The 9,242-nt window shown below is 59.2% G+C and carries 7 protein-coding genes; 6 read left to right on the top strand and 1 reads right to left on the bottom strand.

Translation table 11 applies throughout. From position 1 onward, the window contains the following. Positions 1-144 precede the first annotated feature (144 nt). The 6 genes from PLJ71_09310 to PLJ71_09285 all read left to right on the top strand — a co-directional run bounded on the left by PLJ71_09310 (position 145) and on the right by PLJ71_09285 (position 8,690). On the top strand, positions 145-972 hold the full coding sequence (locus tag PLJ71_09310; protein ID HQM48876.1) for a hypothetical protein: 828 nt from the start codon (positions 145-147) through the stop codon (positions 970-972). 233 nt (positions 973-1,205) lie between these two features. Further along, positions 1,206-2,804 (top strand): sugar ABC transporter ATP-binding protein, encoded by a 1,599-nt coding sequence (locus PLJ71_09305; GenBank protein ID HQM48875.1) that lies wholly within the window; start codon positions 1,206-1,208, stop codon positions 2,802-2,804. After that, positions 2,794-3,783 (top strand): ABC transporter permease, encoded by a 990-nt coding sequence (locus tag PLJ71_09300; GenBank protein ID HQM48874.1) that lies wholly within the window; start codon positions 2,794-2,796, stop codon positions 3,781-3,783. Before PLJ71_09305 ends, PLJ71_09300 begins: the two co-directional genes overlap by 11 nt. A 102-nt stretch (positions 3,784-3,885) precedes the next feature. Beyond that, entirely contained in the window at positions 3,886-6,132 is a 2,247-nt protein-coding gene (locus PLJ71_09295; protein HQM48873.1) for a substrate-binding domain-containing protein, read from the top strand. A gap of 112 nt (positions 6,133-6,244) precedes the next feature. After that, positions 6,245-7,339, top strand: a complete 1,095-nt coding sequence (locus PLJ71_09290; protein HQM48872.1) for a uroporphyrinogen decarboxylase family protein — start codon at positions 6,245-6,247, stop codon at positions 7,337-7,339. A 55-nt stretch (positions 7,340-7,394) separates the two neighbouring features. After that, positions 7,395-8,690, top strand: a complete 1,296-nt coding sequence (locus PLJ71_09285; GenBank protein HQM48871.1) for a hypothetical protein — start codon at positions 7,395-7,397, stop codon at positions 8,688-8,690. An 87-nt stretch (positions 8,691-8,777) separates the two neighbouring features. Here the strand turns inward: PLJ71_09285 and PLJ71_09280 are convergent. Then, positions 8,778-9,242, bottom strand: a 465-nt coding sequence (locus tag PLJ71_09280; GenBank protein HQM48870.1) for a hypothetical protein, incomplete at its 5' end; no start/stop codon positions are given.

Raw genomic sequence — 9,242 nt, 5'->3', positions numbered from 1 at the left:
TGGGAGATGGTACACTAGAGACGTTATAATACGGACGCGCGGAATCCGGGCTGGGGAAGGATTCGCGGGTGGAAGGACTGGATTCGGATAGCGCCGGCCTGTAGTTTCAGGGGAGAGCCTCGGTCGCGTAAGCGAGGATGGATTATGCTGGAACGGATGCCCCAAGAAGTCTCGTATCTGTACATCTTAAAACCGCTGGAACTTGTTGTTTTAATAGGAGTTGCGTTAGCGCTTGCAGGGCTGGGATATGCGCTTTTCCGGTACTGGTATGAGCGCGATAAGATACCTCCGCTGTGGGTGATACTCGTGGCGGCCGTTGTCGCCTTGGGGTTGTACTTAGCCGTTGGGGTCCCCATGTGGATGCGGGCGGATGCGTACCGCAAACTGACGGTGATGCTTTATGGTCTGGTCATCTGGGCCATTCCGGGGGGGTATTTCAGCTACTCGTTTCTGTTCGCTCTCACCACCCGGAGTGTCCGTCGCATTACATGGCTCGATACGTCGTTGCCGGGTATGGACGATTTCCTTCAGGCCAAGGAGTTGGCGGCTCAAGGCGACATTGACGGCGCGGTCGAGATGTACAAGAGTTATCCCGAGAAGAAAGGCCACGCTCTCTTTGCGGCTGCGCACCTGCTCGAGATGAACGGGCGGTACCGGGAAGCCGCTGAGATGTTTCAAAAGTGCGCGGAAGCCTCGGGGAACCAGTTACGGCCGTGGTCGGAGGCCATTTTCCGGTGGGCCAAGCTCTGTGAGGTCAATCTCGACCGTCTGGGAAAAGGCGTCGAACTTTACCAAATGCTGGTAGACCGCGCTCCGTCGTCGGAATTGGGGCGTCTGGCTTCGACGAAACTCGCCCGGTTGCGCAAGGAAATGGACCAAGCGTCGAAGGACCAAGAGAGTGGCGCCAGTAAGAAGCGCGAGAAACGGTCGAAGGCGGGCGGCAAGAAAGACGCGCCTCAAGCAGACGCGTGAGGCGTGGGACTGTCCCGGGGTATGTTTGCTTGATTCAGGCAGCGGTTTCTTTTATCCCTCAGGGCGCCTTTCATGCGTGAGAAGAGCCTCTGGGGACTGCGCGGGCAGCCCAAGGGGGGCGAAGCGCAGAGGGCCGAACTTCGATTCAAGACCATCGTTCCGAGATTGCCGGAACGAGTATGGGCGCGGTATCCCGGACTCTGCAGAAACCGGAAGAGGGGAATAGTTGGCGCATGACAGCTGCTGAATCAACCGGCCAGGCGTTGGCGATGGAGGCCGTTTCGAAACGCTTTCCCGGCACTCTGGCGGTTGATCGCGTAGACCTGGATGTTTGCGCGGGTGAAGTGCACGCGCTTATGGGGGAGAACGGCGCGGGCAAATCCACCCTGATGAAGATTCTGACCGGGGCGTTCGATGATTACACCGGCGTCATTCGGATTGGCGGCCGGGAAGTGGCACTGCATTCCCCGTCGGCGGCCAAAGAGTGTGGAGTGGGCATGGTCCACCAGGAACTCAGCCTGGCCAGGTCCATTTCGATTGCCGAGAATGTTCTTGTGGGGCGACTTCCCACCACTCGATGGGGCGTCCTTGACCGCGGGGCTATGTATGAAGAAGCGCAAGAATGCCTTGGTTACGTGGGTCTAAGCGCGGACCCGCGCAAAACCGTCGAGGAGATCAGCCAACACGAGGCGCAATTGGTCGAGATTGCCAAAGTTTTGGGCGGCAAACCGTGCATATTGATTCTGGACGAGCCCACTTCGTCGTTGTCGCGGGAAGATGCGATGCGGCTGTTCAAGATTATCCGCGAGCTGAAACGCAAGGGTCTTGCCATCGTCTACATTTCCCATCATCTTCCTGAGGTCTTCGAGATCGCCGACCGGGTTACCGTGCTGCGGGACGGCCGGAAGGTGGGAACGCGGTCCATCGATGATACGACGCCCCAGATGCTTGTCCAGATGATGGTAGGGCAGTCGATCGACGAGTTTTATTCGCGCCGCAAACCGAAGATTACCGATACGGTTCTTCGGGTTGAACGCCTCACGCGTTACGGCTATTTTCACGATGTCTCGTTTCAGATGCGCCGTGGAGAGACACTCGGGCTGGTTGGATTGTCGGGTTCGGGCCGCACGGAATTGGCGCGGTCGCTCTGCGGGCTCGAACCGGTCCATTATGGCGGCGTATCGCTCCTGGACGAGCCGCTCGAGCCCGGCGACTACCCTTCGGCGGTATCGAAAGGGCTGGTTTATCTGCCCGAGGATCGCAAGGAGGATGGCCTGTTTCTGCGGCTTCCAGTGGGGAAGAACCTCGTTGCGGCGTTGACAGGCCAGCATTCGGGGATGGGCTTTTACCGTTCGGACAGAGATGCGGGCGTTATTCTTCGCTATTTCGAGGAACTGAACATCGTTGCGGCTTCTCCCGAAGTGGACGCGGGCACCTTGTCGGGCGGCAACCAGCAGAAGGTGCTATTGGCGAAATGGCTCGCGACGAGCCCGAAAGCATTGATCCTGGACGAGCCGACCCGCGGCGTAGATGTCAAGGCCAAGCGGCAGATACACGAGGCCATCATGTCCCTGACCGAGACGGGGACTGCTGTTTTGTTGATCAGCTCGGATCTTCCGGAACTGGTTGGCATGTCTGACCGGGTTATTGTGATGCGCAACGGCCGCCTGCTCGGAGAAATGGCGAAGGAGGAGCTGTCTGAAGAGGCGGTCCTGCTGGCCGCGAATGGCCAATACCCCTGCCGGATGTCTGGGGGGCAGCAGACGATTCATGGCCAGAGCCTCGATCGGCGCGAAGATTCTCAGGAGGGCCCAGTCAGCCGTGACCAGTGATATCGGAGCCAGACGGAATCTTGTGCTCACCGTTCTGGAGACGGCGGGTATCTACGCCGTGGCGGCTGCGTTGCTTGTCTCAGGGATATTCGTGTCGCCCGAATTCCTCACGGCCGAGAACCTCCTGAGCATTTTGAGCGGCGTGGCCCTGCTTGGAATCGTGGCCTCCGGTATGGCGTTCGTGACGTACTCGGGGAACATGGCCGACCTGTCCATTCCTGCCATCATGGCCTTTTCGGGCATCATTGCGGTGGCTTCGCTCTCGCTGGGCCTGATTCCCGCACTTGCCTTGGGCATCCTGGCGGGGTTGGCGATTGGAGCGATGAACGGGCTGGTGGTGGGAAAGCTGAACGCCAATCCGATTCTGTGGACTCTCGCCGTAGCGTTCTTCATGGAAGGGTTTATGCGCTTCACGTGGAGCAACAACCAGATCTACCCGGACATCGAGCCCGGCACGCCAGGTGCGGCCTTTATTGAGATTTTCCGAATGCGCGCCGGACCGGTTCCTTTGATAGTGCTGGTGATGCTGGTGTTGTTCACGCTGGGGCATATGGTTATGACCAAGACGCGTTTCGGGCGCGAGAGCCAGTTCGTGGGCTCTTCGCGGGCGGCCGCCAAGGCCTCCGGAATCCGGGTGTCGCGGGTGGCGTTCTTTAATTTCCTGGTTGCTGCGTTTGCGGCGTCCATAGCCGGTATTTTCATCACGTCGATGAACAAGCTCGGTGTTTTCTATCTCGGGCAGGGTTACGACTTCAAAGCAGTGACGGCCGTGGTAATTGGAGGCGTTATGCTCAGCGGCGGGCGGGGGCACATGCCTGGCGTGTTCGGCGGCGTGCTGGTCATCGGGCTGCTCACGAACATCATGACCTTCCTGGGGGTAACCTCGTTTCGACAGAACATCGTGACGGGGATTGTGTTTATTGTGGTTGTAGGACTCCAGCAGTATCAGCTTCGCGCGCGCGGGAAAGACTATGCGTAACGCGGTCACAGACGGATGCCAGAGCCGCATAACGGACGAGATACAAGCATGAGCGGCGCGGCTGGATCCACGGAAAAGGCGCACAGGAACCTGCCGCGGCTCGTGAACGAGCATCGCGCGCTGCTCATGCTTGTCGCGCTATGCACGTATCTGGGTGCATTCGCGCCAAACTTCCTGTCGATACACAATCTCACGACGATTCTGAAGGGCGCCAGTCTGAACGCGATCGCGGCCATCGGGTTTACGCTGATTCTGATTCTTGGCCAGCTGGATCTTTCTATCGGCGCGGTTGTGATGTTGTGCGGCATGCTCGTGATAGGCCTGCAACCATCTCTTGGGTGGGCGGGGGCCTTTGCGGCATCGCTCGGGGCGGGCGCGCTCGTTGGCCTGGTCAATGGCTGGCTGGCGGTCAAAGCGCGAATCAACTCGTTTATCGTCACGCTTGGCACGATGACCATCGTGACGGGATTGATGCACCTCTATAGCCACGGCGGTTCGAAGTCCATCGATGATTTCGGGTTCGCGGACTGGCTCGAAGAACCTCTGTTGTTGTACTTAGCGCCTTTGGCGGTCATTCCTCTTGTCCTGGTGGCGGGGTTCTCAGCGTTTCTGAACTGGACACGCTGCGGCAGGAATTTCTTTCTGGTGGGCGCGAATCCGGAAGCGGCCTGGCTTGCCGGCCTGAACCGTGATCGGTACCTGATGGCCGGTTTCTGCCTGTGCAGTCTTTGCGCGGCGTTGGGGGGCGCGCTTTTCGCCGCGAGCCTGAGTTCGATGACGTCGGCAGCCGTGTTGGGCACGCGCACCTTGATGACCGTATTGGCGGCTGTAATTATTGGCGGAACCCTGATGACGGGCGGCAAAGGAAGCGTGCTCAAGAGTTATTTCGCGGTGCTCATGCTGAACACACTATTCAATGGCATTGGCTGCTACGGTCTTGGGTTCGAAGTGCAGATTTTCGTTAATGGGCTTATCCTGGCCCTTGTGGTGTTGTACGAGGCGTACGCGATTCACCGTTATGAACTTCTCAAGGGGCAGCGCCCCGATTTGCTGAAAGAAGTTCGAGAGGGTACCGTATTTGAAGGCGCCCCGCCGCCGGAGACTGAGGAAGGAGATACGGGGATGAACCGGAAGGATCGTTTCCCCCTTGTTTGCATGACGCTTACCGCGATAGTGGCGATTGCCGCGATCACGGCCATGTACTTCAAGTACGCTTCGCTTCCTGTCCAGATTGTAGCGGAGGATGGCACGTTCGCCGCCCGCCGCGGCAACACGGATGCTGCGCCGGACGTCTTCGCGCTTCGCGGCACCGACGGACAGCCGTACCTGTTTCCTCCAGCCGGCGAGGCCAAGGTCATCCCTGAGCGCCCCGCAGACCCCAAAGCCCTGCCCGAAACGGACAAGGGGCATTGGTGGGACATCGAGTTTGCGGGATGGAAGGCGGACAAGGAACCTATGCCCGAGTCGCCGGGAGACGGCCCGGCGGGCAAACGCGTCATTCTGCTCAAAGCGGGCGATCACCCTTACTGGACGGCCTACGTGCGCGGTTTTCACGTCATAGCCGGCGCCTATGGGATCAAGACGAAGGTGTTCAACAGCAATTGGAACGTGGACCTGCAGGCCCAGCAGACGGACCAGGCCATCAACGAACACCCTGACATGATCATCTTTGCGCCAGTCGACTCCACGGCCTGCACGCCCTTGCTTCGTAGAATTCACAAGGCCGGCATCCCCTGCGTCACGTCCAATACCATCCCCTGCGACGAGGCCATGAAGTACTGTCTTGCATGGACGGGGCCGGACGACTGGGGACAGTTCCGCATGTTGGCTCGGACGTTTGCGGATGCCATGGGAAAGAAAGGCGGCTACGCCATTGTGCGCCACATGCCGGGCAGTTCGTGTTTCTTCTCCCGCACCTATGCACCAATCACGGAACTGCGCGAATATGCCCCCGAGATGAAACTTCTGGCCATGGACACTTCGAATCTCGAAACGGACGTTTCCATGCAGTTGGTGTCGGCCTGGCTCACGAAGTTCGGAGACGAGTTGAAGGGACTGGTCTTGGCAGATGACGGGTTCACCTTGACGGGAACGCTGGAAGCGGTGAAGAAGGCGGGGCGAAACGACATCGTGATCGTGGTGGCCGGAAACAGCAAGACCGGCATGGATTCGGTTAAGGCGGGCGAAACGTTGGCGATCTCGTACCAGTCGGCCGAGGGAGACGGGGCGTTGGCGGTGCACACGGCTGCACGCTGGTTCAGTGGCGAGCAACTCGACCCGGTCGCTTACTTGCCCAAGCACATCATCACGCAGCAGGATGTGGACAAGTTCATGCCCGCACAGTGGTAGCCGGGAAGGGCTGAACGAATGCGCACAGGAAACGGGCGCATGAACAGGGTTGAACACTCAATAGAAGCCGGGTCCGGGAGGCAACGAGCCCGGCCCGATAGCAGGCAGGGTCGTGAATGACGTGGAACACGGCCAATACGGAGGACGCATTCCCTTGCGATTGAATTCGCGCGAGCGCGTTCTCACGACTTTTGCGCACGAGGAGCCTGACCGCGTGCCGGCGTGGTGCGGTGCGTCTGAAGAGTTCTGGTCAAAGGCGAAGACGGCCCTCGGGTTGGATGACGAAGCGCTTCGCCGGTTTCTGGGCGACGATTTCCGCCGCGTCTTCGCCACTTATGGCGGGCCTGAACCTCCGTTGACGCACGAAGGGGCGACATACCGGACGGTTTTCGGCGTCGAGCGCGAGGGATTGGGTTATGGACAGCCGATCGGGCACCCCCTGGCAGGGGCGGCCCTGACCGAGATCCAAGCGTATGCATGGCCCGACCCCAATTGGATGGACGTGAGCGGGATTCGGAAGGCGGCCGCTGCGTGGAACGGCGAATATGCGATCCTTGGAGGCGACTGGTCGCCCTTTTGGCACGACGCCATAGACCTTCTCGGGATGCAGGAGCTCATGACGCGCATGTACGAAGAGCCTGAGAGCGTCGACGCGCTTTTGGGCCGCCTTGTCGACTACTATTGGGGGGTGAGCGAGCGGATATTTGACGCGGCCGCGGACGTTATAGACATCTTTTTCATCGGAAACGACTTCGGGACGCAACTGGGACCGATTCTCGGCGAACCGATGTTCCGCCGCTTCCTGCAACCGCACTTGGCCCGTCTGGCCCGTCTTGGACACGACTACGGCTTGAAAGTGATGCTGCACTGTTGCGGAGGAGTGGCCGAGCTTTTGCCGGCATTTATCGATGCGGGTATTGACGGGATTCATGCCGTGCAACGCTGCTGCCGGGGAATGGATCTGCGCGAATTGAAGGACCGGTATGGCTGCCGGCTGGTCTTCAACGGGGCCATTGATTCGCACCATGTGTTGATTGATGGCACGCCGGATTCGGTGCGAGCGTCTACGCGCGAAGTGCTCGAAATCATGAAGCCTGGCGGGGGGTATATTGCCGGGGCCAGCCATGACACCATCCTCGAGGAGACGCCGGTTCAAAACGTGGTTGCCATGTTCGAGGCGATCCGCGAATTCGGAGATTACGAATAGAGATTTCGCGATTTTCGGCGCAATTCAGGGCACAGCGGGACGAAGGAGAGAGGGTATGTTGCACGATCCCAGTCATTACGAGCCTCCTGCGGTTGTCGAGGACATCCGACTGAGTTCAAAGGACAAGGACGTTCTGCGCGCCCTGGCGGCTGAAGTGGCCGAAATCGCCGTTCTTCCGGTGCATAAGGCGAAGGCGGAACTCTGGCGCAAGCTGAACGATCTTGACAGCGAACGTACCATGGTGTGGGTCAACGAGATCTGCTGGAACGAGATGAATGTTGGAGACGAGTTAACCCTGCGCGCGGAACACCCTTGGGCGCAGGACCAGGAACGCGGCCTGCGCAGAACCCTGTATCAATGGAGACATCTTCCCGCGGACATGATTGTGAATGACTTTCTGACGTGCCCGCTGGCAATCCACAGCACCGATTTCGGCATCATCGAAGACGTGGACACCATAAAGATGGATGAAACGAGCGACATCTGCTCACGGCATTTCAACATTCTGATCAAGGAGCCCGAAGACATCCAGAAGATCCGTATGCCCATCGTGTCGCATAACGAGAAGGCCACGGAGAACCGTTATCAGACCATGTGCGACGTCTACGACGGAATCATGCCGGTGAAAAAGATGGGGCAGACCCACATCTGGTTTACGCCGTGGGATTACCTCATTCGCTGGTGGGGCGTCCAGGAGGCGATGATGGATCTTATCGCCCGGCCTGATATGGTGCATGCGGCGGTAGCTCGCATGGTAGACGCGTGGATGCTCGAGCTGGACCAGTTCGTCGAACAGAACCTGTTGGCGCTCGACTGCAACAATACGCGCGTCGGGTCGGGTGGCTACGGGTACGTTAGTGCGTTGCCAGGGGCCGATTTCAAGCCGGATCACGTGAAACCGCACAACATGTGGGGATGTTCGAACGCGCAGATCTTCTCGGATGTCTCGCCCGAGATGCACTGGGAGTTTGCGCTCGAGCACGATATGCGCTGGCTCGAACACTGGGGCCTGACCTACTATGGCTGCTGCGAGCCGCTCGACAACAAGATGGACGTGCTCAGGCGAATACCGAATCTGCGCAAGGTATCGGTCAGTCCGTGGTGTGCGCCCCGCAGAGCCGTTGACGAGATCGGGACGGACTACGTGATCAGCCACAAACCCAATCCGGCCATTCTGGCGGAAGAACGGTGGGATCCCGTTCAGGCACGGCGAAACATCCGCACATTCCTCGATGCGGCCCAGGGGCGATGTCACATTGAACTCATCATGAAAGACATTTCCACGGTCCGCTACGAACCGCAACGCCTGTGGGAATGGACGGCCATTGCCATGGAAGAGGCGGAGCGTTAACACGGCCGAAACCAGGAACAAGCCCCTCCGGCCGCGAATGCAGTACCGCCCGGGACAGTTGCCCGACAGCCTGTGGCGATAGACTGGCTACCGCTTCATCAACCAGGCTTCAGACACCAAGGTGCCCCAGCCGCCTGAGTTGCGCCACTGTTCGCGCGAGACCCGGTCGCCGCGGGCAACGTCAACGCCCCGTTCGAAACGGATGACGAGCTCGCCGTCACGCGTAAGTTCCTGAGGGATGTCGTAAGTAAAGAAATCGCACATCTTGAAAGGCAGTTCAACGTCTTTTGCGAGGACTTGGTCATCCGCATAGATGGTTTGAGACTTCTGGTTCATGCGGGCGGCATACCGCTCCTGGAACCAGGGGCGCACGAGGGTGAAACGGATCCGGTAGGCAGCGCCGGGTTCGAGGCCGCGATATTGCAGCGTTACGCCCTGGTCTTCATCCTGGGTATAGTGCATGGACGCCTGGCTCGGCCGGTTCCCTTCGTCCAGCATCTCGTTCAGGTACGGCTGCCCATGGTCATAGGGATATCCGAAGACCACATGAGG

It is taken from the genome of Candidatus Hydrogenedentota bacterium (assembly GCA_035416745.1).
In the GTDB taxonomy this organism is placed as follows: domain Bacteria; phylum Hydrogenedentota; class Hydrogenedentia; order Hydrogenedentales; family SLHB01; genus UBA2224.
This window is presented reverse-complemented; position numbering and strand designations above follow the sequence as displayed.